The following is a 21,731-nucleotide window of genomic DNA, read 5'->3' on the forward strand; positions in this document are numbered from 1 at the left end:
AGTATGATAAGAAAAAGTAGATGGAAGGTGGGTGCCTCATGGAGAACAACGGGAACGGGCAGGAGAAGGAGAAGAAGCTGCCTGCGCTGAATATCATTTCACCCAAGGAAACGAAGCACCGCGGTTACGGTCAAGGCTCGATCGATCTCAGCCAGCTGTCGGGGGTCATCATCGATGGGGATGAGGTGTATCTCGACGACGGGACGCTGCATGCCAAGAGCAAGATCGAGAAGGGCATCAAGTTCACGGTCAACGCGGATGAGGTTCCGAATGGGCGTCCGTGCTGGATCGTGTGGGTGGCCGTGGATTTCAAGGAAGACGGCAAGTACTATGCGGGCGTGACTTCCTGCGCTATGACGGTGGATACGGAAGCGCGCAGAGGCTGGAAAATCCTCGCCGACCACGTCAACCGGATGGACTATGCGCTGAAGCGCCGGGTCATGGTCGATAATCTCGGAGAAGCCGAGAAAGCCAAGCTCCGCACCTTCCTGGCCGAGTGGGATCCGGGCATGTGGGAGCGGTCGGAAGCGGCTCTGAAGGAAGCATTATCCTAATTTTGTCGATTATGTGACGGTCTTGTGTCACCCCCTGTAACAAGGTATACTAGTCCCTAGTATATGCACCATATACTAGGACAGCAGGAAGGCAGGCCCTTAGGGTCTGCCTTTTTGTGTTTTTTTAACTCGCCAGGGATCGATCCCGTAATCTTATCTATCTCATAAATGCGCATCGTCCTGAAAGGACGGCGAAGCCGTTTATCTCGTGCCGTGAGGCTTAGTGGATGCGCTCTCCACGTTCTTCTTCACGAAGCGGACCGGAGGCGCTGCAACCTATTTACTGGAAGAATCGTCAGGGATTCGTAGGTATAGGGGACGGCAAAGGGGCCGCTGGCGATTACCGCGAAAAGGGCAGGAGGCCTCGGGCAAAAGAGTGGTGTGCCAACAATTGACGGGGGGCAGCGGGATGAAAGAAGAGAGAGAAGCCGAAGGCAAAGGGCCGGGCGCGGCAGACAATGTTCGCACGAACGATGTCCAGGAGGTGGATGGTGGGAACCGTGGGAGTGATGCCGAGACGGCGGGTGATAGAAACTGTGTGAGTGATGCCGAGGGTACGGAAGGCACCCCGCCGGTCAGCGGAACCGGCGGCAGTGAGCTTCCTAAGGGGATCATGCCGCTGGGCTGCCTGTTCGGGCTGGCGTATGTCTTTGGTATGATTTTGATTGGCATACTGATCTCTGCGCTGGGCACGGATCTTCTCTTCCGGTCGGAGCGGCGAAGCGATACGGGGGTCTGGCTGCTCATGCTGCTGTATACGTTCGGGGCAGCGGGACTGTCCGGTCTCTACGGGTGGGCTTCCGCCGGAGAGAACCGGACGACAGTGCGCCGGCAAGCTTGGGCGGTGCTGCCTGTGGCCTTCATCGGGGCCGGCATCTGGACGCTTACTGCGATGAGCCGGACGGGTTCCGTTGCTGAAATTTCGGATATAAGCTGGATCCCGTTCTATTTGTTTACGTACTGGGCGGCCCCCTTATATGAAGCGCTGCCGCATTACATCGGCGGAGGGAGAGCGATGAAGGGAACGGCTCTGGCCCTGTCTTTGCTGCCGGCTGCCGCTGCCGTCATCGGGACAGGGCTGCGGAAGAGAGAAGCCGCCGAAGCGCGCCGAAGCCGCATTCTTCCGCTGCTTCTCGCCCTGCCGATGTTGACCGGGGCTCTCGCGCTGACTCTCGAACTGCTGCCGAAGAACACCCCGTTTACGCCCGGGACGTATCCGAGGGTAGACGGGGCGACGGCAGCGATCCCGTTCGGCCGGATCCTGCTGGGGGAGCTTACCGCAATGAATCAAGGCATGGCGGAGCGGCACGTTCGATTCAATACCACCCACGAGGCTTACCTCAACCTCATCGGGGGGACAGCCGATCTGATTCTGGTGGCAGGGCCTTCGGAGGAGGAGCGCCGGCTGGCTGCCGAAGCGGGCATCCGCTTCAAGCTTACGCCGCTCGGGCGGGATGCTTTCATCTTTCTCGTACACCGGGACAATGGGGTGAATGGCGTGAGAGCGGAGGACCTCCGGCGTATCTACAGCGGGGAGATTACCAACTGGAAGGAGCTCGGCGGAGCGGATGACACCATCACGGCGTTCCAGCGGGAGCCCAATTCCGGCTCGCAGACTTATATGGAAGGAAAAGTTATGAAAGGCCTGAAGATGGCTGATCCCCCGAAGGACCGGAAGCCCAGCGGCATGGGCGGCCTGATCGAAGCCGTGGCCGATTACCGGAACGCCCGCAACAGCCTCGGCTACTCCTTCTATTATTATGCGAGCGAGATGAACCGCAGCGAGAACGTCAAGTTCCTCGCCGTAGACGGAGTGGAGCCCAGCAAAGACCATATCCGCAGCGGCGCCTATCCCTATACGGCGGTGCTGTACGCCGTTACCCGTGAAGGAGAGCCGGCGGACGGCCCGGCGGGACGGATGCTACAATGGCTGCAGAGCGAGGCGGGCACGCAGGCCATCGAGCGCGGAGGGTTCGTGCCGGGGACCGCTGACGGCAAGGAAGAGTAGGAAAGCTCAGGTGGCAGGACTGTGTTTGTTCGAATCCGAGTCTTTCCGGAGTCGAAGCTGTGAACTCATGCGCTGAGCGGCTTCGGCTCCCCCGGCAGATGAACCGCCTGGGTGCGGAGCGTCAAGGCTAGTCCAGCTCCTCGGGGTCCGTCAGCGATACTTCGCGGATCCGCCGCTCCATCTCGCCCCGCAGGCGGTCGGTCATCCGCCGGTATACCTCGGGCTGGGTCCCCAGCGCCTGCGGATTCGCGTCCTGCCACCTGGCGAGCCGGACCCGGCTGTCGTTGAGCGCACCGAGCTCCTCCTGCAGCGGCTTGACCGGCAGCAGGGACAGCTCGCCGCCCGGCAGCGGCTTCAGGGCGAAGTCCGCTTCCGAGGTGACGTAGCGGATTTCTTTGACAATCAGCCTCGCTTCGTGAAGGGTCTCGGCGAGGTCCAGTCCGCTTGTATCGGGCCGGGCAGCCAGATCCCGCAGGTCCGATTGCTTCGCCTCGAGCTCGGCCTCCAGCTTCCGCAGCTGGGCCGTGGCATCGGCCGCCGCCGCCTGTTCGCGCAGGGCGCCGTTCAGGTAGGTCTCCCACCGGCGCCGGAATTTCCCCCGCAGGGCGGGGCGCAGCCGCTTCTCGAGCCGGGCGACGTAGCGGAGGCGGCGGTCCCGCAGCTGCTTCAAATAGCGCTTGAGCATTTCGGCCGTCTCTTTGTCGGGCGCTTCCGCTTTGCGGTCCTCGAAGTCGGCGAGGAGCACGTCGCTGTCGCGCACCTTGCCGAGCGCTTTGAAGGCTCCTCTCAGCGGCGCACGGAGGCCTTCTTGGTCCTCGGGATCGAGCAGCTTCAGCAGGGTGAGGAGCTTGCGGCAGTGGACCCGGGCCTGGTGCACATCCTCCACGTCTTCGTAGCGGTACGCCTCCTTGGCGAAGGCGGCGAATTTGCGGTAATGCCGCTTGAGCTGTTTTTTCCATTCGCGGTACGTCTCGGTCCGCTCCTGCAGGGTTTCCATGGGGCATCCTTCCTTTCTGAAGTAAGGCTGGCGCATCCGGTTTGGATCCGAAGGCTCGTACTTACCCATACACCATATAGAAGGATGCTGAAACAGGGGGAGGCCCCTACACTGGGAACGGACGACGAACTCCTACACGGCAACCTGCCTCTGTCCCGTCCACGCCCCAAGCGGCACACATCCCCAAAATGGCCGCCCCGGCATTCTGCCAAGGCGGCCGCTTCTGTATAATCGCTACTCGCGGTGCTTACGAACTCCACCACCGCTTAAGATCCTTCCACCACGTCCCGTTCTCTTTGCCGGCATCGGGCTTCGCGTCTTCCTTCTTCGCATCCGGCTGCTCCGTGCAGTACTCCGTCGGCTCCGTGCCTTGGACGAATGCTTCGAGCCTCGGGTTCGGGCATCCCTCGTTCGCGAGCTTGCCGCTCTTCGGATCGATGTAGACGCTGCTTACGCCCTCGGGGATCGGGAACAGCTTCGGAGGCACCGCCTCCAGCGTCCGTTCCGTGAACTCCGCGAAGATCGGCGCGGCCAGGTGAGACTCGATGGTGCCGATGGTTCTATCTTTATCGTAGCCGACCCAGACGGCCGTCGACAGCTCCGGCGTATAGCCGACGAGCCACGCATCCGAGTTCGTCGTGCCGGTTTTGCCGGCGACGGGCCGCTTCAGCACGCTGGAGACGCGGCTGCCGGTGCCGCCCTGGTCGAATACGCTCTCCATAAGCTGCGTCAGCACGTAAGTGTACGCCGGCTCAATGACGGTCTCCTGCTTCGGCTGCGCCTCGTAGAGTACCCGTCCGCGCCGGTCCTCGATGCGCAGGATGGCGGCCGGTTCCGTGCGGACGCCCTGGTTCGCCAGGATGCTGAACGCGGACGCCATCTCGAAGGGGGAGACGGGGAACGTGCCGAGGGCGAGCGAGGGCATCGGCTTCATCTCGCTGGTAATCCCCATCCGGCGCGCCATCTCGATGACCCGGTCGGGACCGGCCTCGAGCACGGTATGCACGGCGAAGATGTTATCGCTTTTGGCCAGCGCTGTCCGCAGGTCGATCCAATCGAAGAACTTGTTGTCGAAGTTGCTCGGCGTGTACGTTTTGCCGTCTTCGTAAGTGAAGGTCGTCGGCTCGCTCTTGAACCGGGTGACAGGCGTGAAGCCTTTCTCCTTCAGGGCCGTCAGATAGACGATCGGCTTGAAGGACGAGCCGGGCTGGCGCGTGGCGCTCAGGGCCCGGTTGTACTGGCTCTTGGCGTAATCCCGGCCGCCGACCATGGCTTTGACGTAGCCGCTTCGCGGATCGACGGAGACGAGGGCCGTCTGCAGCTCCGGGAAGCTCTTCAGCTGCTCCGACACCACTTCCTCGGCGACCTTCTGCGCCTTGAGGTCGAGTGTCGTGTAGATGCGCAGGCCGCCCTCCTCGAACTCCTTCTCCTCGAGGCCGAGCAGCTCGGTCGCCGTTGCCCGCACATAGTCGCGGAAGTAAGGGGCCGTCACCGCCTTTTTGCTCTCGAGCGGCAGAATGTTCAGCTTCTCCCTTCCGGCCGCTTCGGCCTCCCGCTGCGTGATGTAGCCCGCCTCGACCATCGTCTGCAGCACCGTCTTCTGGCGCTCCAGCGATTTGTCCATATCATAGTAAGGTGAATAGTAGCGCGGGCCCTTCGGCACGCCGGCGAGCAGGGCGCTCTCAGCCAGGGTCAGGTCCGACGCCGCTTTGCCGAAGAAGAGGTGTGCGGCCGCTCCGATCCCGTAGGTGGCGTGGCCGTAATAGATTTGGTTGAGATACTGTTCCAGAATCTGGTCCTTGCTCATCTGGAGCTCCATCTGTACGGCGTAATACGTCTCCTTGGCTTTGCGGGTCCACGTCCGCTCGTGGGTCAGGTACAGATTCCGCGCGAGCTGCTGCGTGATGGTCCCGGCGCCCTGCACCTTGCTCATGTGCTGGAAGTTGACCCAAGCCGCCCGGGCGATGGCTTTCGGATCGAAGCCGTAATGCTCGTAGAACTTGCGGTCTTCGATAGCCAGAGTGGCCTGGATGAGGCTGGGTGCGATCTCGGGCAGCGTCACCGCCTGTTTGTTCTTCGTGCTGCCGTAAGCTTCGATGAGCTCGCCGTGGATGTCGTACATTTCGGAGGCGGAGGCCATCTTGGAGACCGGGAGCGACTGGGAGCGCATGAAGAGCACGCCTACTACGGCCGCGGCAGCACCCAGCATCAGGCAGGTAAAGACGAATGACATCCACCCCCGCCAGCCCCGGGATTTGCGGTACATGGGTTCCTTTTCCACCGCCTCAATGTCCTTGCGCGTACTGTTCATGTCCTCCGCCTCCTCCGTTGGGACCGACAGGTAGAAGTCCCCATAGAAATAAGTTCCATTCCCCAGTATGGAAAAAGAAACGGAGAGCTATTCATGCGCTTGTGTAAACGCAGTGTAAAATTTTCGCGCGCCTTAGGCATTCGTCCCCCTTCGGCTTGCAATTTCAGGGAGAAATACTATAATACAATGTGACATGCAAGAGGACAGGCTGAAAGCACGCGAAACCCCGGTGTAACTTACTTTCCGGCAAGGGTCCGGCCCAGGTCGAAGGCTCTATACGAAAGGTGGAATACTCAAAATGGAATTGTGGTATACGGAGAAACAGACGGATAACTTCGGCATTACGGCCAAGATCACCGAGACGCACGTAACGGAGAAGACGGATTTTCAAGATCTGGCGATGATCGAAACCGCCGAGTGGGGCACGATGCTCGTGCTCGACGGCATGGTCATGACGACGGTGAAGGACGAATTCGTTTATCACGAAATGGTGGCGCATCCGGCGCTCAATACGCATCCGAATCCGAAACACGTATTGGTTGTGGGCGGCGGCGACGGCGGCGTGATCCGCGAAGTGCTGAAGCATCCGGAAGTGGAGAAGGCCGTACTGGTAGAGATCGACGGCAAGGTTATCGAGTACTCCAAGAAGTATCTGCCGACGATCGCCGGCGAACTCGAGAACCCGCGTGTCGAAGTGATCGTCAACGACGGCTATATGCACATCCATGACCATAAGAATACATACGACGTCATTATGGTCGATTCCACCGAGCCGGTCGGCCCGGCCGTGAATCTGTTCACACAGGGATTCTATAAAGGCATCTTCGACGCCCTGAAGGAAGACGGCATCTTCGTCGCCCAGACGGACAACCCTTGGTTCAAGGCGGAGTTGATCCAGACCGTGAACCGCGACGTGAAGGAGATCTTCCCGATCGTGCGCGTCTACTGCGCCAACATCCCGACGTACCCGAGCGGCTTGTGGACCTTCACCCTCGGCAGCAAGAAGTACGATCCGCTGCAGGTGGATGAGACGGCGATTCCGGAGATCGATACGAAGTACTACACGCCGCGTCTGCACAAGGCCGCATTCGCGCTGCCGAAGTTCGTGGAAGATCTGACGAAGTAAGCCTTACTTACCCGAATCCGCTTGAAGCGAAGGAGAACCTGAATTCCCATGAGACTCGACCAAAAATACTCCGGCAACGTGTTCATCTTGAGCTCGGACGACTACGCGGCATCCCGCGCGGTCATCTATGGCATGCCGATGGACTATACGGTATCGTTCCGTCCCGGCTCCCGCTTCGGCCCTACGCGCATCCGCGAAGTGTCGATCGGCCTGGAAGAATACAGCCCTTATCTCGATAAAAGCCTGGAAGACATCACTTACTTCGACGCCGGCGATCTGCTGCTGCCCTTCGGCAACGCAGGCCGCTCGCTCGAAATCATCGGCGAGTATGTGAAGGGCGTGCTGGCGGACGGCAAGTTCCCGTTCGGCCTCGGCGGGGAGCATCTTGTCTCCTGGCCGGTCATCCAGCAGATGTACGCGAAGTATCCGGACCTGGCGATCATCCACTTCGACGCCCATGCCGATCTGCGCGAGTCGTACGAAGGCGAGCCGCTCTCGCACTCGACGCCGCTGCGCAAGGCCGCTGCCCTGATGGGCGGCAAGAACATCTACCAGTTCGGGATCCGCTCCGGCTCCCGCGAGGAGTTCACTTATGCGCGCGAGAACATCAACTTCCACCCGTTCGAGGTGCTGGAGCCGCTGAAGAAGAGGCTGCCTGAACTGGCGGGCCGTCCGGTCTACCTCACGATCGACATCGACGTGCTCGACCCGTCGTGCGCGCCGGGCACCGGTACCGCCGAACCGGGCGGCATTACCTCCAAGGAGCTCCTGGATGCCATTCATGCGATGGCTGCCAGCGAGATCAACTTCGTGGGCGCGGACATCGTGGAAGTGGCACCGCACTACGACCACTCGGAGCAGACGCAGATCGTCGCATCGAAGCTCATGCGCGAGATTCTGCTCGGCCTCGTGAAGTAAGACCGCGCTGCGGCGGGCGCCTCAGGCGCCTTGGCTTCACGCACACCAAAAACGGCTTTCCGCGATTGAGGCGGAAGCCGTTTTTTTGGCGTGTCTTGTGCAGGACTGCCGAACAGCGTCGTCCCTCCCTCGCCCAGTACTAGAAAAAGTTAGTACTTCTGCCCGCGGGAGATCCCCGCATACAATGAACCTCAAAAGAGAAGGGGGTCTTGCTATGCAGGGAAGGGATGGAATCCCTATCGCAGTGGAGATGGGGTACAGGGGAGCTTCGCTGCCGTTCGTTCTCCGGCTCTCCGGGGCCTATACGGCCTTCTGGCTGTGGATGGCCTATGCGCCGCACCACCGGTCCGACTGGCTGCTCGAGAATCTGCTCGTATTCGCCTGCGTCGGCCTGCTGGCGGGTACGTACCGGAGGCTGCCGCTGACCGCCGTCTCGTATATTCAGCTCGGCTTGTTTCTGGCTCTGCACGCTTACGGGGCGCACAGCTCTTACGGCGCGACGCCGCTCGACCCGTGGCTGCAGGCCGTCTTCGGCGGCGGTCGCCTGCCATACGACCGTCTGGTCCATCTCGCCTATGGGCTCCTGCTCGCCTGCCCGGCGGCCGAGGTGCTTGCCCGTACGCTGGGGCTCAGGCCGGCCGCGGCCCGCACCGGTGCCGTCCTGCTCGTGCTCGCGACCGGCGCCTTCTACGAGCTGATCGAGATGTGGGTGGCCCTGCTCGTGGCGCCCGAGCTCGGCACGCTCTTCATCGGGACGCAGGGCGACCCATGGGATACGCAGCACGATATGGAGCTGGAGCTGTATGGGGCGCTTGCCGCCGTGCTGGGCTCCGCATGGCCGCAGAAGCCTAGGCTTTCCGCAGGGTGAATACCGTGAGCTCAGGGCGGCACAGGAACCGGACTTGATGCTGGGAGACGCCGATGCCCCGGTTGACATACAGCTGGAGCTTGCCGCCCCCGAGCTCATAGCGGCCGATCACGTACTTCTTGGAGAATTTCGGCGTCACGACGTGCCCGTAGAGAGGCAGGCGGACCTGGCCGCCGTGGCTGTGGCCGGAGAGCTGCAGATCGACCGGGAAGTTCACGGCTTCGTCCGCGAAGTCCGGGCAGTGCGAGAGCAGGAGCGTGAAGTCCTCGGGAGCGGCTCCGTTCATGGCTTTCTCCAGATTCGGCTTGCCGTGCCACTGGTCTTCGACGCCGGCCAGCCACATCGACCCGCCGCCGCGCTCCACACGGATCCCGGCATTGCGCAGCGTTTTGAAGCCGGCGCTGTTCAGCACCTTCTCGACGGCGTTCGGGCCGTTGAAGTAGTCGTGGTTGCCGAGCACCGCATACCGGCCGATGGAAGCTTTGATGAGCGAGAGGGCCTTCACATAGGCGCCTCCGGCTTGACCGACCGCATAGTCGACGAGATCGCCGGTGAAGCAGACAACTTCGGGATTCAGGCCGTTGATCGTCTCGGCGAGGACTTCCAAGGCAGGCGCATCATAGTGGAAGCCGAGATGCACGTCGCTGAACTGCACAAGGCGCAGGCCGTCGAGTTCTTTCGGCAGCCTGCCGAGCGTCAGGGTGACTTCATGGATATCGAGCCACTTCGGTTCGGCATAGCGCGCATAAGAGTAGGCAGCCGGAGGGACTGCGATCACGCCGACGCCGGTCAGCACGGCTTTCTTCAGGAAGGAACGGCGGGACAATTTTTTGGTTTCGGGAGCGGGTGTATTCGGGTCCATTGCGGGAGATCCTCCATTTATGTATCATTTCCATGGTTGATGGATGGGCGTGTGTTCGGTGTTCATACCATGACGTGTTGAGGCTATGAAAAGTTCCGTACGATTTTCATAAAAGAATACTGCAGGAGTCCTTCCTGCGATAAGGAAGGACTATCCCTGGCCGTGGATTTTGCGGAACCGGCTCGGCGTCAGGCCCTCCTGTCCCTTGAACAGCTTGATGAAGTAGCTGCTGTCTTCATAGCCGACCCTGGCGGCGACGTTCCGTACTTCAAGATGAGGCTCTTGAAGCAGGAGTTCCTTGGCTTTGCGGAGGCGGTACAGCGTCAGATAAGCGAAGGGCCGCATGCCCAGGGTCTGCTGGAACAGCAGGCACGTATGCTGGGGCGTGACACCGAGCTGCCCCGCCATGTCCTGCAGGGAAACCGGCTTCGCATAATGTTCGGCGATATAATGAAATACGGGAGCGAGCTGGTCATAATGCTGCTCCTTCGAGCGTACTTCGGAGGGTGAAGCGTATAAGTAGAGATCCAGGATGAGCTGGTAGGCAAGAGATGAGCTTTCGAGTGCCGCGCGGGGATCCTTCGAATCGATCAGGAGCAGGATGGCATGCATGCGGCCCAGCAGCAGCTCGGGGCTGGTCAGATAGAGCACCTGCGAAGCGCTCAGGCCTCCGGCACCCAGCATTTCTTTGACATAAGCCCCGTCGAAGGTGACCCAGCGCACGGTCCAAGGCTCTTTCACCGGCGCATACCGGTGCTTCTCCTGGGGATAGAGCAGCATCCCCTGGCCCGGGCCCACGTTATGCGTACGGCCGCCGGCTTCGAACCAGCCGGACCCATGCACCGTCTGGATCCACTGGAAGTGGGGGAAGCCTTCCTCGCGCTCCATCGGCTCCTGGTGCCGCCATCCGCCAGCGCCGGTCACATAGACGGGCAGCATGCGGTCGGTTTCGGTCACGACGCGGAATACGTTGCTGTCCATAGCAGACTCCCCCCTTGCGGGTATAGAGTAGAGCCGCCTTGCTCGGCAAGGCATATCGGCTGGTTATGTACATCTTAGCAAGAAAACGGCAGGAAAGGAATCCGGTGAAACGTTCCGGCAGGTGGATGACCTGCCGGGGGGCGGTGTTACCTACAACCGTTCGCATTCCGGGGCCGAATTGGGTACAATGGGCGGGAGCAGCATGGGGTGAAGCATGTTACAGTATCGTTGTGATCGGAGAGGATCGTTTCATGAAGGAGAATCAAGAGGGTCTGCCGGACCGCTGCCGTGTCCGCATCACGCTGAGGGGAAGCACGGGAAGCGGCCCGGTGGACCGCACGATGGAGGGGGAGCTGTTTCCGAAGGGCGGGTCCCTGTACCTCCGGTACCAAGAACCGCCGGAGTCGGAGATGGGCCGTACGGTCACGACCGTGAAAGCGGCGCCGTCCGAGCTGCGCATCATCCGGCACGGCGATACACCGTTCGACCAAGTCTTCGCGGCGGGCGTGACGCATTACGGCTATCTGGACACCCCGCAGGGCCGGATGGAGCTGGAGACGTTCACCGAGCATCTTGAGGTACGCGGCGGGCACAGGGCACCGGAGCCTGCCGGCCTGCTGCTGACGGTCAGCTGGGCTTACCGGTTGTCTGTGATGGGTGAGCCTGCAGGGGAGTTCCGCCTCATTCTGACAGCGGAGCGGATGCCGTAGCAGGGCGAGGGCGGGGCATCAGCGCTTGGGGGAAGAGGATACCGCGGCTACGGCCCTAAGCGCATGAATCTCCTTTACGCCCCCGATCTTCTTGCCCGGACTGACGACAAAGCGTGCATGCCGCTTCAAGAGCGATTTGACGCGCAGGGGCTTGAGGCCGGGCCGCTTGGCGAGCATTAAGGCCACGACACCGGACACATGGGAGGTGGCCATGGACGTGCCGCTGAGCTCGTTATACTTGCCCCTCAGCCATGTCGAATAGATCTTCTCGCCCGGCGCGTAGATATCGATGCCCTTGCCGGCGTTGCTGAACGCAGCGATGCGCCCTCGGCGCGTGGTGGCTCCGACGGCAATCACCTGGCGCAGCCGGGCGGGATAGTCGATCTCCGCCTGCTTGCCCTCGTTGCCGGAGGAGGCGACGATGATGACGCCGGCCCGGTGGGCGCTCAGGACTGCCGCTTCGAGCGCTTTGCTGTACGTTTTCATGCCAAAACTCATGTTGATGATGTTCATGCCGTTCGAGACACACCAATCGATGCCGGAGATAATGTCGGAGACGTAAGCGCCGCCCTGCTGGTCGAACGCTTTAATGGGGTGAATCAGGGCCATCGGGGCTACGCCGATGACTCCCTTCTGCTGCGCATAGGCCGCGATCGTGCCCGCGATGTGCGTGCCGTGGCCGTTATCATCGTAAGGAAGCAGCTGCCTGTTCAAAATATTGACGCCTCTCGAGAGGCTGTGCCGCAGATCGGGGTGCGTATAATCGACCCCGGTATCTATGATCCCGATGCGGATTTGATCGCCTTTGGACTTGCTCCATGCCTGCGGCGCACGAATATGACGGATGCCCCAGGGGATTACGGCAGCTCCGCCGGAGGCTTTCCCTCTGCTGCCGGAGGCTCCTGAGTTGGTGCTGCCGTGCACCCGGATCCGGCTGTCGGCTTCGACGGAAGAGATGAAGGGAGCGGAGGCAAGCGTTCCCTCCGGCAGGACCGGGCAGGAGATGGCGCGGATCAGCCGCAAGGGCTGGACCTTTCCGAGCAGAGGCAGCTGCTTGCGCTGCCGGGAGATATACCGTGCAAGCAGACCGTAGTCCCGGTCGCTGCCGAAGCGGATGATCTGCCTGCGGTGGTCTCCTTCGGGACGCTGCATGGCTTCATGCAGCCAGGCTACGAATGTCGTAGGATTCACTGTCGTCCCCCTCTCCTGATAGCGCTTTGGTTCCGATGACCGTCCATTGCTCTATCGTATGTGGGGGAGGGCGCCGTGGTATGAGCCATGGCCTTATTGAAAATAAATGGGTGATAGGCCGTGACTAAAGGGCGGGCGGGAACATAGGATATCTGGAGAGGAGTGCCCCCGCATTCTTCTGTCGATCTCCAAGGGGCAAGGGGCGGGCCAAGGGAGGCGCGCTCCTTGCGGATACAGTCGGGTACGAAGGATCAGATTGCGGCCGGGTACGGGCCTCGAACCGAGGCTTACGGTGGCAGTGCGATCCTTCGTTTCTTTTGGAGGACTCCTCCTTTGGGGCGGGCGGGGGCAGTTGCATTTTTACCGAAAATAGGGTTTACTTAAACTCAAGATGGCGGATGCTGGATATCTGCAGTTACATACACAATCATTTGGGAGGATGTGCCCTGAAATGAGCGCTCAATACACACTCAAAATCGGTGCGGAGCAAGCCAAGGAAATGCCGATGGTGGACCTCGCCTTCGAACTTCTGAAAGCGGCCAATACGCCGTTCTATTACCGGGATCTCATGAACGAAATTGCCAAAATTAAGGAATTGACGGACGAGCAGGTCATGAACGTGATTGCCCAGCTCTACACGGAGATCAATATCGACGGACGCTTTGCGTGCGTCGGCACGAACCTGTGGGGACTGAAGCGCTGGTATCCGGTGGAGAAGTCCGAGGATTCCATGGGCAGCGGCAAGCGTCCGCGGATCATCAACGACGAGGACGACGATCTCGACGACGAGGACCTGTTCGCCGAAGAAGAGGACACCTTCGCTGAAGAGGAGGATTACGACTCTTTCGATGCGCCGCGTGAAGATTTTGAGGCGGAAGAAGAAGCGGAGGAAGAGACCGAATTCTTCGAAGACGAAGAGGCCGAAGAGGAAGAGATCGACGAGGCCGGCGAACTGGACGAGGACGGAGAGCTGGAAGAGGATGACGCCGAGGACGATGCGGCTGATGAGGATGAAGACGACAAGTAAGGCCGGACCGCCGCTTAGGATTCCGCGGGGAGCCGGTATGGGCATGGACGTTAGAACACCTCTCTTAGAGGGTTGTTTCCGACCTTGAGGATTCTCCTTGACAGGGAACCAAGGGCCGATGTAAACTATTTTTTGGGCTTTAGAAGATATCTAACGGACCGAGCCGGTCCTTACAATAAAAGTGCCCCGTCCGCAGGCGGGGCGCTTTTTCTTTTTTAGAACCATAGGTTGTTCCGACGAAACTTCATCCGGTCCTTGGCCGGACAGAAGTTTTTCGTTTGCAGCAGTGGAAGGAATCCCCCTGGGGTAAGATAAGCCTATTGGATAGGCGGCCTATTTCTTTTCTTCCGTAAGACGCCTTGATGTAATTGTCGGATGGGTCAGAAGCATGTGGGGGTAGTACCGGTCTTTCCGAAAGACGAAGACGGCTCAGCCGCTCCGTCCGTACCGAAAGAGGGGGCCGCGCAGGGGCGGCATGACAAACTTGGGAGGTATTACATAATGACAAAGTATATTTTCGTGACCGGCGGCGTGGTTTCCTCGCTGGGCAAAGGGATTACCGCCGCTTCACTCGGGCGCCTGCTGAAGAACCGCGGCCTGAAAGTGACGATTCAGAAGTTCGACCCGTACATTAACGTGGACCCGGGAACGATGAGCCCGTACCAGCACGGAGAAGTGTTCGTCACGGACGACGGCGCCGAGACGGATCTGGACCTTGGACACTATGAGCGCTTCATTGACATTAACCTCTCGAAGAACAGCAACGTGACAACCGGCAAGATCTACTCCTCCGTTATTGCCAAAGAGCGCCGCGGCGAATATCTCGGCGGTACGGTGCAGGTTATCCCGCACATCACCAATGAGATCAAGGAGCGTGTCTTCCGCGCCGGCCGCGAGGCCCACTCGGATGTGGTCATCACCGAGATCGGGGGCACCGTCGGCGACATCGAGAGCCTTCCGTTCCTGGAAGCGATCCGCCAGATCAAGAGCGATATCGGCCGCGAGAACGTGATGTATATCCACTGTACCCTGATTCCTTACCTGAAGGCGGCCGGCGAAGCCAAGACGAAGCCGACGCAGCACAGTGTGAAGGAACTGCGCAGCCTGGGCATCCAGCCGCATGTGGTCGTGTGCCGGACGGAGCAGCCGCTCGCCGAGGACATGAAGCGCAAGCTGGCCCTGTTCTGTGATATTGATGCGGGCGCCGTCATCGAATGCCGCGATGCCGAGACGCTGTATGAAGTGCCGATGATGCTTCGCGAGCAGGGCCTTGACGAGATCGTCGTGAGCCATCTCAAGCTGAAGGCCGGCGAGCCGGACATGCAGGAGTGGGAGAGCCTCGTGCAGAGGGTCAAGAACCTCAAGGACACGACGGAGATTGCCATCGTCGGCAAGTACGTGGCGCTGCACGATGCCTACCTGTCGATCGTCGAATCGCTCGGCCATGCCGGTATCGACTGCAATACGGAAGTGAAGATCCGCTGGGTCAACGCGGAAGAAGTATTCGATCACAACGTCGGCGAACTCTTGTCCGGCGTACAGGGAATTCTCGTACCGGGCGGCTTCGGCGACCGGGGGATCGAAGGCAAGGTATCGGCAATCCGCTATGCCCGTGAGAACCGCATTCCGTTCTTCGGCATCTGCCTCGGTATGCAGGTTGCCGTCATCGAGTATGCCCGTTCGGTAGTCGGACTCCAGGGAGCGAACTCTTCGGAGATCAACCCGACGACCTCTTACCCGGTGATCGACCTGCTTCCGGAGCAAAAGGATATCGAAGACCTCGGGGGAACGATGCGCCTTGGGCTGTACCCGTGCAAACTCAAAGAAGGCTCCTTGGCTATGCGGTGCTACGATGATGAGCTCGTATACGAGCGTCACCGTCACCGGTACGAGTTCAACAACGAGTACCGTGATGTGATCGAGTCGGCCGGCCTGCAAATTTCCGGGACAAGCCCTGACGGCAGACTCGTCGAGATTGTCGAGTGTCCGGATCACCCTTGGTTCCTCGCCGTGCAGTTCCACCCGGAATTCACTTCGCGTCCGAACCGTCCGCAGCCTTTGTTCAAGCATTTTGTAGAGGCGGCTTATAACAGCGCCCGTTAATCTATCTGCCGGGTCCGGTCAAGGAGTTCACTTGACGGATCCGGTTTTCTGTTTTCGCACGGGACCGAATAAGCAGACATGGAGCAAACTCTTCTACAATTGTAAAAAGTTTCAACTTTTTTGCCCCATTCGGCAGGAATCATAAGCGGGATATCGAATATGTTTTAGAAGCCGGTACCTGAGGACAGACTTTCCAACCTACGGGAGAAGGAACGGGAGGAAACTTAATGAAGAAGAAGCTGCTTATCGTGGACGATCAGAATGGGATCCGTATCTTGCTGATGGAAGTTTTCAGTAGCGAAGGGTATGAAACGTACCAGGCATCCAACGGCAAGCTTGCCCTCGAGATCGTGCGCAATGTTTCGCCGGATCTGGTTCTTCTGGATATGAAGATTCCCGGGATGGACGGCCTGGACATCCTGAAGCATATCAAGAGCATCGATTCGTCGATTAAGGTGATCATGATGACCGCATACGGTGAGCTGGATATGATTAAAGAAGCGACGGACCTCGGAGCGATCATGCACTTCACGAAGCCGTTTGACATTGACGAACTTCGTCAAGCCGTGAACGGACAGCTGCGCTCTCCTAATAATAATTCGTATGCTGTGGGATCCTGAAAAGGGTCTCTTTTTGTGTTTCCGAAAGAAGCATGGACCTTGGGGTGCATGCCTTTTTGGATAGGGACAAGGCGGAAGCAGCGTCCGCCCGCTCCGCTCCAATAGAAACACAGACTTTTCATGTTTAACCTTTGTAAATGATTATGGTATAATGTCTCAGTATGACAGTAGAGCGGTCTATTGCACTCTGCACGGTCCATTTAATTCTAGGAGGAGAGAAATACCATGCCACTCGTTTCAATGAACGAATTTTTCCCTAAGGCAAGAGAGAAGAGATTCGCCGTAGGCCAATTCAACATGAACAACCTGGAGTTCGCGCAAGCCATCACGGACGCGGCTCAAGAGCTTAACTCCCCGTTCATTTTCGGAGTTTCCGAGGGCGCCCTGAAATACATGGGTATGGAGTACACGGTAGCTATCGCGGAAGCGGCTGCGAAGAAGTCCGGCCTGCCGATCGCCCTGCATCTGGATCACGGCAGCTCGTTTGAAGTTGCCATGAAGTGTATCCGTGCAGGCTTCAGCTCCGTTATGTTCGACGGTTCCCACTACTCTTTCGAGGAGAACATCCGTCTGACGAAAGAAGTCGTCAAAGCGGCGCATGCGATGGGCGTTTCCGTTGAAGGCGAGCTGGGGACAATCGGCGGCGTAGAGGATGACATCTCCGTGGATGAGGCTGACGCAAGTTTGGCCAAGCCCGAAGAAGCGATCCGCTACTACGAAGAGACTGGCGTAGACTGTCTGGCGATTGCTGTAGGTACGGCACACGGGATGTATGCGGGCGAGCCGAACATCCGTTTTGACATTATCGAGAAGGTAGCTTCCCAGATCCCAGTACCTGTCGTGCTTCACGGCGGTTCCGGCGTTCCGGACGAGATGATCCGTCAATCGATCGCTGCTGGCGTTGGTAAGATCAACGTTAACACCGAGAACCAGGTAGCTTGCACGCAAGCGATCCGCGATGTACTCGGCAAAGACGCGAAAGTGTACGACCCTCGCAAATACCTCACTCCTGCCCGTAACGCCATGGTTGAAGTGGTTAAATCCAAAATTCAACTGTTCGGCAGCGCAAACCAAGCTTAATTTAGTATAGAAATAGTGGAAAATACACCGGAAGGCCGGTGTATTTTCCCTTCTCTTCTTCATGCGTAAACTCTAGCACACATCTCAGATTCAAGATTTCATAGTTTGGTCATGCGTATAGCATCGAAGTGGGAGGATAACAATCGAATGGAGAAATTGATGATCGCCGGCGGACGTCCGCTGCGTGGAACGGTTCAGATCAGCGGAGCCAAGAACAGCGCCATAGCGCTTATTCCGGCTGCAATCTTGTCGGAGAGTGCGGTGACGCTTGACAATCTGCCGGAGCTGAGCGACGTGGCCATTTACACGGAGCTGCTCGGGGAGCTGGGCGCTGGTGTCCGGTGGGACCGGGATCAAATGGTGATCGACTCAAGCCGACTGGTATCGAAGCCGATGCCGAACGGCAATGTGAAGAAGTTAAGAGCATCGTATTACTTGATGGGTGCGCTCCTCGGACGCTTCGGCGAAGCGACGATCGGGATGCCGGGCGGCTGTAATTTCGAGCCTCGTCCGATAGACCAGCATATCAAGGGTTTTGAAGCACTGGGGGCCAAGGTAACGACAGAGAACGGCGCATTGCACATCAGCGCAAAAGAACTTCGTGGAGCCAAGATTTATCTGGATGTCGTCAGCGTAGGCGCGACGATCAATATCATGCTGGCGGCCTCGCGGGCCAAAGGCATCACAATCATCGAAAATGCGGCGAAAGAGCCTGAAATTATAGATGTAGCAACGCTTCTCAACTCCATGGGTGCCAAGATAAAGGGTGCGGGCACCGAAACCATCCGCATAGAAGGGGTTAACGGCATGGACGGCTGCCGCCACTCCATTATTCCCGACCGGATCCAGGCGGGTTCCTATATGATTATGGCTGCGGCTACCCGCGGCGATGTGGTTGTCGATAATGTCATCCCCAAACACTTGGAAGCGGTCACGGCGAAACTCCAGGAGATGGGAGTCCATATCTACGAGATGGACGAGTCCATCCGGGTCGTCGGACAGCCCGAGTATGAGAGCGTGGATGTCAAAGCTTTAGTGTATCCCGGGTTCGCGACCGATCTGCAGTCACCGATGAGCTCTCTGCTTACGCAGACCCGCGGGGTCAGCATCATGACGGACTATGTGTACAGCAACCGCTTCAAGCACATTCCCGAACTCAATCGGATGGGTGCCAAAGTGAAAGTGGAAGGGCGCTCTGCGATCATCGAAGGCGGGACGCTCAGCGCTGCCAAAGTCAAAGCAACGGACCTGCGTGCGGGTGCCGCACTGGTCATTGCCGGACTCACCGTACCGGAAGGGGTTACGGAGATTACGGGCGTGGAGTATATCGACAGAGGGTACGATCACCTCGTGACCAATCTATCAAGCTTAGGCGCGGAAGTTTGGCGGCAGAACGACTGAGTCCGTATAGGCGGCAAGGTTTTTGGGTAATGCTAGAATGTATATTTCGCGCAGCTTGAAAATTTAATAGTTTGGTGGTTGGATACTATGGATATGCACTTGGCACAACTCGAAGCGCTCAAGCTTACGGAGTTGTACAAGCTGGCCAAGAAGCACCAGATTCCGTATTACGGTCAGCTCAAAAAGAAGGAACTTATATTTGCCATCTTACGGGCGCAGGCGGAACAGAGCGGCCTTATGTTCATGCAGGGTGTCCTGGACATTCTGCAGGAAGGCTTCGGCTTCCTCCGCCCGATTAATTACCTCCCCAGCACGGAAGACATTTATATTTCCGCTTCGCAGATCCGCAGATTCGATCTCAGATCCGGCGATATCGTCTCGGGGAAGTGCCGGCCCCCCAAGGAAAACGAACGTTACTTCGGTTTGCTGCATGTAGAGGCCGTCAACGGCGAGAGTCCCGAAACGGCTGCGGAGCGATTCCATTTCGCGGCATTGACTCCCCTGTACCCGCAAAAGAAATTGGTACTGGAAACACCCTCTCCTTCCAAACTTTCCACTCGTCTGATGGATCTGCTCGCTCCTGTCGGTTTCGGGCAGCGGGGTCTGATCGTAGCACCTCCCAAAGCAGGGAAAACGCTGCTGCTTAAAGAAATTGCCAACAGCATTTCAACGAATCATCCGGACGTGGAGCTCTTCGTTCTTTTGATTGATGAGCGTCCGGAGGAAGTAACGGATATGCAGCGTTCGGTCAAGGGCGAAGTTATCGCGTCCACTTTCGACGAACTTCCGGAGAATCATATCAAGGTTGCGGAGCTCGTACTCGAGAGAGCCCAGCGCCTCGTGGAGCACAAGAAGGACGTTGTGATCCTGCTCGACAGCATCACGCGACTTGCGCGTGCTTACAACCTGGTCGTACCTCCCACAGGACGAACGTTGTCCGGCGGTATCGATCCGGGGGCGTTCCACCGTCCGAAGCGGTTCTTCGGTGCTGCCCGCAATATTGAAGAGGGCGGCAGCCTGACCATCTTGGCTACGGCACTGATCGAAACCGGTTCGCGGATGGATGAAGTCATCTACGAAGAGTTCAAGGGTACCGGCAACCACGAGATCCATCTGGACCGCAAACTGGCGGAACGCCGGATCTTCCCTGCCATCGATATCCGCCGTTCGGGGACACGCCGCGAAGAAATGCTCTTGACCAAAGAAGAACTCGACAAAATTTGGGCGATCCGCAAGAATATGAACGAATCGCATGATTACGTGGAAGCCTTCTTGAAGAAGCTTGCAGACACGAAGACGAATCAGGAATTCCTGGACTCGCTGGATACAAGCGGCGGTTCGCCCCAATCGGGCGGCAGCGCTTCCCGCCGGGTGAAGCATTCCGTTTCATAGGAGGAACAGCACGATGAACTTGGTTTACGCCGACTTGAACGGTAATGTATACGATCATCCGAACTATACGGCTGTGGGCCGCAGCGGTGAGGATATCCTCGAACTGTTCGAGGAGGAATTGATTCCGCTGCCCGAAGGCGCCACATTGGTATCCCTTCCGGATACCCGGCCGATCGGCATCGACACGGCTACCGGCGAGATGAAGGTGCTGCCAGGCGAGTATACGGCCGTGGGTGCCCTGCTGCCGCAGAGCTTCACCCGACTGATGCTGCCCGGCTATGCCAAGGCGGACCGGAGCAAAGTGCTCCCGCTGTTCGGCTATACGGCGGTGGTGTGGAAAGACGGCGGGTTCCATGTCGCGGCGGAAGCCTGTGATGATCCGGAGCGGTGGAACCCAAAGAACTGCGACCCGGCCGAGTTGGAAGTGCAAGTTCAGCGGATTCTTGGCGAGTACGAGGAGAACCGGCTGTATAAGCATTTGTCCAACTGTGCGTTGGGATACGAATGCCTCACAGCTTCGAATACGTTCCTCGGCCGCTGGGAGGGCGCGGTACCGGTATCGTTCTCCTGTAATGCGGGCTGCTTCGGCTGTATTTCCGAACAGCCCGACGATAGCGGATTCCCCGCGCCGCAGACCCGGATGAACTTCAAGCCGACCGTGGAAGAAGTAGTCCAGGTTATGCTGGAGCATCTGAAGACCCCGCAGAGCATCATCTCGTTCGGCCAAGGCTGTGAAGGCGAACCTTCAACCCAGGCCAAGACAATTATTGAGGCTATGCGTGAGGTCCGCAGCCGGACGGACATGGGATATATCAATATCAATACGAATGCCGGTTTGACCGATCATATCCGGGGCATTGTGGATGCGGGGCTGGATCTTATGCGGGTAAGCACCATTAGCGCCCTTGACGATCACTATAACGCTTACTACAAGCCAAGGGGTTATACGCTCAAGAATGTCGAGAAGTCTCTGCGTTATGCAGCCGACAAGGGTGTCGTAACTTCGATCAACTACCTGATCTTCCCTGGGGTTACGGACCGGGAGGAGGAGATGGAAGCGATGATCGAATTCGTCCGCAGAACGGACCTCAAGTTAATTCAGCTGCGTAATTTGAATATCGACCCTGAGAGCTATCTTTCTCTTATCCCTCCTGCCCGTGGGGAACGCTACGGTATGAAACAAATGCTGGAGATCTTCCGGGAGGAACTGCCCGGGGTCATATTAGGTTCTTATACGCACATCCCGGACGAGCTGGCAAACGCACGCAAGAAGATCTTGCAACAGGATCCTTCTGCATGATATAATCGGGACACTGCGTTTATAACTCTGATTCACATGGTGTTTCAGGGCAAAAGAGGTGAAAGGTCAATGAAACAAGGAATCCATCCGAACTACCACCAAACGACAGTTACTTGCGCTTGCGGTAACGTGTTTGAGACAGGCTCCCTGAAGCAAAATCTTCGTGTTGAGATTTGCTCCAACTGTCATCCGTTCTTCACAGGTAAGCAGAAGTTCCTGGATGCTGGTGGTCGCGTCGATAAATTCAAAAAGAAATACGGCATCTAATTGTTTCTATATGCC

At 58.4% G+C, this 21,731-nt stretch carries 19 protein-coding genes; 14 read left to right on the forward strand and 5 right to left on the reverse strand.

Annotated features, from left to right (window positions below):
* Positions 1 to 38: 38 nt before the first annotated feature.
* Together O9H32_RS26130 and O9H32_RS26135 are read left to right on the forward strand one after the other, a co-directional pair.
* On the forward strand, positions 39 to 554 hold the full coding sequence (locus O9H32_RS26130) for a YwhD family protein (RefSeq protein ID WP_269869070.1): 516 nt from the start codon (positions 39 to 41) through the stop codon (positions 552 to 554).
* Between the two features lie 409 nt (positions 555 to 963).
* Positions 964 to 2,562 (forward strand): PstS family phosphate ABC transporter substrate-binding protein, encoded by a 1,599-nt coding sequence (locus O9H32_RS26135; protein ID WP_269869071.1) that lies wholly within the window; start codon positions 964 to 966, stop codon positions 2,560 to 2,562.
* A gap of 127 nt (positions 2,563 to 2,689) precedes the next feature.
* Here the strand turns inward: O9H32_RS26135 and O9H32_RS26140 are convergent, their stop codons facing one another.
* Entirely contained in the window at positions 2,690 to 3,559 is an 870-nt protein-coding gene (locus tag O9H32_RS26140; RefSeq protein ID WP_269869072.1) for a CHAD domain-containing protein, read from the reverse strand.
* A 247-nt stretch (positions 3,560 to 3,806) separates the two neighbouring features.
* Positions 3,807 to 5,870, reverse strand: coding sequence for a transglycosylase domain-containing protein (locus O9H32_RS26145; protein ID WP_269869073.1), 2,064 nt, complete (start codon positions 5,868 to 5,870; stop codon positions 3,807 to 3,809).
* Between the two features lie 298 nt (positions 5,871 to 6,168).
* On the opposite strand from O9H32_RS26145, the gene speE reads away from it, so the two are divergent.
* The 3 genes from speE (at position 6,169) to O9H32_RS26160 (ending at position 8,782) form a co-directional block, all read left to right on the forward strand.
* Entirely contained in the window at positions 6,169 to 6,996 is an 828-nt protein-coding gene (speE, locus tag O9H32_RS26150) for a polyamine aminopropyltransferase (RefSeq protein ID WP_269869074.1), read from the forward strand.
* Between the two features lie 48 nt (positions 6,997 to 7,044).
* Positions 7,045 to 7,914 carry an agmatinase gene (speB, locus tag O9H32_RS26155; RefSeq protein ID WP_269869075.1) on the forward strand — a complete coding sequence of 290 codons (870 nt, stop codon included), beginning with the start codon at positions 7,045 to 7,047 and terminating at the stop codon, positions 7,912 to 7,914.
* Positions 7,915 to 8,098: 184 nt separating this feature from the next.
* Positions 8,099 to 8,782: a DUF2238 domain-containing protein gene (locus tag O9H32_RS26160; protein WP_269869076.1), complete on the forward strand. Its 684-nt coding sequence runs from the start codon at positions 8,099 to 8,101 to the stop codon at positions 8,780 to 8,782.
* Here O9H32_RS26160 and O9H32_RS26165 read toward each other — a convergent pair.
* Together O9H32_RS26165 and O9H32_RS26170 are read right to left on the reverse strand one after the other, a co-directional pair.
* Positions 8,763 to 9,644, reverse strand: a complete 882-nt coding sequence (locus O9H32_RS26165) for a metallophosphoesterase (protein WP_269869077.1) — start codon at positions 9,642 to 9,644, stop codon at positions 8,763 to 8,765. The two genes, O9H32_RS26160 and O9H32_RS26165, sit on opposite strands and share 20 nt — an antisense overlap.
* 150 nt (positions 9,645 to 9,794) lie before the next feature.
* Positions 9,795 to 10,625 carry a helix-turn-helix transcriptional regulator gene (locus O9H32_RS26170; protein ID WP_269869078.1) on the reverse strand — a complete coding sequence of 277 codons (831 nt, stop codon included), beginning with the start codon at positions 10,623 to 10,625 and terminating at the stop codon, positions 9,795 to 9,797.
* A 251-nt stretch (positions 10,626 to 10,876) separates the two neighbouring features.
* On the opposite strand from O9H32_RS26170, the gene O9H32_RS26175 reads away from it, so the two are divergent.
* Positions 10,877 to 11,335 carry a DUF1934 domain-containing protein gene (locus O9H32_RS26175; protein ID WP_269869079.1) on the forward strand — a complete coding sequence of 153 codons (459 nt, stop codon included), beginning with the start codon at positions 10,877 to 10,879 and terminating at the stop codon, positions 11,333 to 11,335.
* A gap of 18 nt (positions 11,336 to 11,353) precedes the next feature.
* Here the strand turns inward: O9H32_RS26175 and O9H32_RS26180 are convergent, their stop codons facing one another.
* Positions 11,354 to 12,487: a S8 family peptidase gene (locus tag O9H32_RS26180; RefSeq protein ID WP_269869096.1), complete on the reverse strand. Its 1,134-nt coding sequence runs from the start codon at positions 12,485 to 12,487 to the stop codon at positions 11,354 to 11,356.
* 490 nt (positions 12,488 to 12,977) lie between these two features.
* Here O9H32_RS26180 and rpoE point away from each other — a divergent pair, with 490 nt between their 5' ends.
* The 8 genes from rpoE to rpmE all read left to right on the forward strand — a co-directional run bounded on the left by rpoE (position 12,978) and on the right by rpmE (position 21,716).
* Positions 12,978 to 13,553: a DNA-directed RNA polymerase subunit delta gene (rpoE, locus tag O9H32_RS26185; protein ID WP_269869080.1), complete on the forward strand. Its 576-nt coding sequence runs from the start codon at positions 12,978 to 12,980 to the stop codon at positions 13,551 to 13,553.
* Between the two features lie 501 nt (positions 13,554 to 14,054).
* Positions 14,055 to 15,656 (forward strand): CTP synthase, encoded by a 1,602-nt coding sequence (locus tag O9H32_RS26190; protein WP_269869081.1) that lies wholly within the window; start codon positions 14,055 to 14,057, stop codon positions 15,654 to 15,656.
* A 227-nt stretch (positions 15,657 to 15,883) separates the two neighbouring features.
* Positions 15,884 to 16,276, forward strand: a complete 393-nt coding sequence (locus O9H32_RS26195; RefSeq protein WP_269869082.1) for a response regulator — start codon at positions 15,884 to 15,886, stop codon at positions 16,274 to 16,276.
* Positions 16,277 to 16,501: 225 nt separating this feature from the next.
* Positions 16,502 to 17,356, forward strand: a complete 855-nt coding sequence (fba, locus tag O9H32_RS26200; RefSeq protein ID WP_269869083.1) for a class II fructose-1,6-bisphosphate aldolase — start codon at positions 16,502 to 16,504, stop codon at positions 17,354 to 17,356.
* A gap of 147 nt (positions 17,357 to 17,503) precedes the next feature.
* Positions 17,504 to 18,757, forward strand: coding sequence for a UDP-N-acetylglucosamine 1-carboxyvinyltransferase (locus O9H32_RS26205; RefSeq protein ID WP_269869084.1), 1,254 nt, complete (start codon positions 17,504 to 17,506; stop codon positions 18,755 to 18,757).
* Between the two features lie 87 nt (positions 18,758 to 18,844).
* Positions 18,845 to 20,149: a transcription termination factor Rho gene (gene rho, locus O9H32_RS26210; protein ID WP_269869097.1), complete on the forward strand. Its 1,305-nt coding sequence runs from the start codon at positions 18,845 to 18,847 to the stop codon at positions 20,147 to 20,149.
* A gap of 13 nt (positions 20,150 to 20,162) precedes the next feature.
* Positions 20,163 to 21,449 (forward strand): radical SAM protein, encoded by a 1,287-nt coding sequence (locus O9H32_RS26215; protein WP_269869085.1) that lies wholly within the window; start codon positions 20,163 to 20,165, stop codon positions 21,447 to 21,449.
* Between the two features lie 69 nt (positions 21,450 to 21,518).
* Positions 21,519 to 21,716, forward strand: coding sequence for a 50S ribosomal protein L31 (gene rpmE / locus O9H32_RS26220; RefSeq protein ID WP_014372606.1), 198 nt, complete (start codon positions 21,519 to 21,521; stop codon positions 21,714 to 21,716).
* Positions 21,717 to 21,731 lie beyond the last annotated feature (15 nt).

Source organism: Paenibacillus caseinilyticus (assembly GCF_027533645.1).
GTDB classification, from domain to species: domain Bacteria; phylum Bacillota; class Bacilli; order Paenibacillales; family NBRC-103111; genus Paenibacillus_G; species Paenibacillus_G caseinilyticus.

Bases quoted from the DNA above. Each gene is read 5' to 3' on its own strand.
- O9H32_RS26130 (WP_269869070.1), top strand. From the start codon at position 39: ATGGAGAACAACGGGAACGGGCAGGAGAAGGAGAAGAAGCTGCCTGCG.
- O9H32_RS26135 (WP_269869071.1), top strand. From the start codon at position 964: ATGAAAGAAGAGAGAGAAGCCGAAGGCAAAGGGCCGGGCGCGGCAGAC.
- O9H32_RS26140 (WP_269869072.1), bottom strand. From the start codon at position 3,559: ATGGAAACCCTGCAGGAGCGGACCGAGACGTACCGCGAATGGAAAAAA.
- O9H32_RS26145 (WP_269869073.1), bottom strand. From the start codon at position 5,870: ATGAACAGTACGCGCAAGGACATTGAGGCGGTGGAAAAGGAACCCATG.
- speE (WP_269869074.1), top strand. From the start codon at position 6,169: ATGGAATTGTGGTATACGGAGAAACAGACGGATAACTTCGGCATTACG.
- speB (WP_269869075.1), top strand. From the start codon at position 7,045: ATGAGACTCGACCAAAAATACTCCGGCAACGTGTTCATCTTGAGCTCG.
- O9H32_RS26160 (WP_269869076.1), top strand. From the start codon at position 8,099: ATGAACCTCAAAAGAGAAGGGGGTCTTGCTATGCAGGGAAGGGATGGA.
- O9H32_RS26165 (WP_269869077.1), bottom strand. From the start codon at position 9,644: ATGGACCCGAATACACCCGCTCCCGAAACCAAAAAATTGTCCCGCCGT.
- O9H32_RS26170 (WP_269869078.1), bottom strand. From the start codon at position 10,625: ATGGACAGCAACGTATTCCGCGTCGTGACCGAAACCGACCGCATGCTG.
- O9H32_RS26175 (WP_269869079.1), top strand. From the start codon at position 10,877: ATGAAGGAGAATCAAGAGGGTCTGCCGGACCGCTGCCGTGTCCGCATC.
- O9H32_RS26180 (WP_269869096.1), bottom strand. From the start codon at position 12,487: ATGCAGCGTCCCGAAGGAGACCACCGCAGGCAGATCATCCGCTTCGGC.
- rpoE (WP_269869080.1), top strand. From the start codon at position 12,978: ATGAGCGCTCAATACACACTCAAAATCGGTGCGGAGCAAGCCAAGGAA.
- O9H32_RS26190 (WP_269869081.1), top strand. From the start codon at position 14,055: ATGACAAAGTATATTTTCGTGACCGGCGGCGTGGTTTCCTCGCTGGGC.
- O9H32_RS26195 (WP_269869082.1), top strand. From the start codon at position 15,884: ATGAAGAAGAAGCTGCTTATCGTGGACGATCAGAATGGGATCCGTATC.
- fba (WP_269869083.1), top strand. From the start codon at position 16,502: ATGCCACTCGTTTCAATGAACGAATTTTTCCCTAAGGCAAGAGAGAAG.
- O9H32_RS26205 (WP_269869084.1), top strand. From the start codon at position 17,504: ATGGAGAAATTGATGATCGCCGGCGGACGTCCGCTGCGTGGAACGGTT.
- rho (WP_269869097.1), top strand. From the start codon at position 18,845: ATGGATATGCACTTGGCACAACTCGAAGCGCTCAAGCTTACGGAGTTG.
- O9H32_RS26215 (WP_269869085.1), top strand. From the start codon at position 20,163: ATGAACTTGGTTTACGCCGACTTGAACGGTAATGTATACGATCATCCG.
- rpmE (WP_014372606.1), top strand. From the start codon at position 21,519: ATGAAACAAGGAATCCATCCGAACTACCACCAAACGACAGTTACTTGC.